Genomic DNA, 1,102 nt, shown 5'->3' with positions numbered 1-1,102 from the left:
CGAGTAGGGCGGGACACGTGATATCCTGTCTGAATATGGGGGGACCATCCTCCAAGGCTAAATACTACTGACTGACCGATAGTGAACCAGTACCGTGAGGGAAAGGCGAAAAGAACCCCTGTGAGGGGAGTGAAATAGAACCTGAAACCGTGTACGTACAAGCAGTAGGAGCACCTTCGTGGTGTGACTGCGTACCTTTTGTATAATGGGTCAGCGACTTAATTTTAGTAGCAAGGTTAACCGTTTAGGGGAGCCGTAGGGAAACCGAGTCTTAACTGGGCGTACAGTTGCTAGGATTAGACCCGAAACCAGGTGATCTAGCCATGGGCAGGTTGAAGGTTGAGTAACATCAACTGGAGGACCGAACCGACTAATGTTGAAAAATTAGCGGATGACTTGTGGCTAGGGGTGAAAGGCCAATCAAACCTGGAGATAGCTGGTTCTCCCCGAAAGCTATTTAGGTAGCGCCTCGGACGAATACTACTGGGGGTAGAGCACTGTTAAGGCTAGGGGGTCATCCCGACTTACCAACCCTTTGCAAACTCCGAATACCAGTAAGTACTATCCGGGAGACACACGGCGGGTGCTAACGTCCGTCGTGGAGAGGGAAACAACCCAGACCGCCAGCTAAGGTCCCAAAGTATAGCTAAGTGGGAAACGATGTGGGAAGGCTCAGACAGCCAGGATGTTGGCTTAGAAGCAGCCATCATTTAAAGAAAGCGTAATAGCTCACTGGTCGAGTCGGCCTGCGCGGAAGATGTAACGGGGCTAAGCTATACACCGAAGCTGCGGCTACGTACCTTAGGGTATGTGGGGTAGGGGAGCGTTCTGTAAGCCGTTGAAGGTGGTCTGTAAGGGCTGCTGGAGGTATCAGAAGTGCGAATGCTGACATGAGTAACGATAAAGGGAGTGAAAAACTCCCTCGCCGGAAGACCAAGGGTTCCTGTCCAACGTTAATCGGGGCAGGGTAAGTCGACTCCTAAGGCGAGGCCGAAAGGCGTAGTCGATGGGAAACGGGTTAATATTCCCGTACTTCTTACAATTGCGATGGGGGGACGGAGAAGGCTAGGTGGGCCTGGCGACGGTTGTCCAGGTTCAAGTA

1 rRNA gene is annotated in these 1,102 nt (G+C 52.0%); it reads left to right on the top strand.

The features are described from left to right. Positions 1–1,102, top strand: a 23S ribosomal RNA gene (locus ACED60_RS25695); the annotation flags it as partial.

Origin of the sequence: Vibrio sp. 1F279 (assembly GCF_041439815.1) — a bacterium.
GTDB classification, from domain to species: Bacteria; Pseudomonadota; Gammaproteobacteria; order Enterobacterales; family Vibrionaceae; genus Vibrio; species Vibrio tasmaniensis_A.
This window is presented reverse-complemented; position numbering and strand designations above follow the sequence as displayed.